The organism is Bradyrhizobium sp. 141 (assembly GCF_023074055.1).
In the GTDB taxonomy this organism is placed as follows: Bacteria; Pseudomonadota; Alphaproteobacteria; order Rhizobiales; family Xanthobacteraceae; genus Bradyrhizobium.
Window position 1 is genome coordinate 1 of the sequence record NZ_JADPKR010000054.1, and the last position, 1,034, is coordinate 1,034.

The following is a 1,034-nucleotide window of genomic DNA, read 5'->3' on the forward strand; positions in this document are numbered from 1 at the left end:
TACAGTTGGTGCGCCGGGAGACCGGCAAGGAGTAGGTGGTGGAAGTCCACTACGATGAAGGAGTAGCGATCCACATCGGCCCCGAGCCGTGCGTAGGCATCCGTGAGGGTGTCGGCGAAGCGTCGGCAGGGGAGTGCATAGGCCAGCCATTGAGCCGCGAAAGAATGTTTTCCCGAGAGCCGACGCTGTCAACTGAGCGGAAGGCAACACGAAGGGGTGCGATATCGCGAGCGCCCAGTCGTTTCGGCGTGGTCGCAGACCCTGGCATGTGCAGAAGCTTCTTGTACGGGAACCGGGAGCTCTCTCGGTCGGCCAGATGCTCACTGAGCAGCCTGGTCCGCGGCGGGAAGGCGAGGAGCCGTAGCCGCTGATGCACGATCCAGAGAAGTCTGACTCCGGCATAGTAGCTGCGAAGCCGGCGAACAAAGCCGGGCGACCGGTGACGGAGCCGGCGGAGCCAAGGCCGGGGACCAAGGGGAACGAGGGCCAGCAAAGCACGCACCGGGCACAGCACCGGGCTCGCGTGACCCAAGCGCTGGACCGCGTACGGAAAGCTGCAAGGCTGAAGAAGAAGGAACGGTTCACCGCACTTCTCCACCATATCACTGTCGATACACTCCAGATGGCGTTCTATGCGCTTCGGCGCAAAGCCGCCCCCGGCGTGGATGGCATGACGTGGCAGGACTACGAGGCCGACCTTGAGCCCCGGCTCAGGGAACTGCACGAACGGGTCCACCGGGGAGCGTACCGGCCGCAACCGTCACGCCGGACGTACATACCGAAGGCGGATGGGAAGCAGCGGCCGCTGGCGATCGCGGCTCTGGAAGACAAAATCGTCCAGGGCGCGACCGTCATGGTGCTTAACGCCATCTACGAAGGCGACTTCGTCGGCTTCTCCTATGGGTTTCGACCCGGCCGGGGGCCACACGATGCGTTGGACGCCCTGACGGTAGCGATCACCACGCGGAAGGTGAACTGGATACTTGACGCCGACGTGCAAAACTTCTTCGGAAGTGTGAGCCAGGACTGGCTAG

The 1,034-nt window shown here is 63.5% G+C and carries 1 protein-coding gene; it reads left to right on the forward strand.

Annotated elements, in window-relative coordinates:
- Positions 1-370 precede the first annotated feature (370 nt).
- The coding region (locus IVA81_RS15580) for a reverse transcriptase domain-containing protein (protein ID WP_247319608.1) at positions 371-1,034 on the forward strand (664 nt) is incomplete at its 3' end.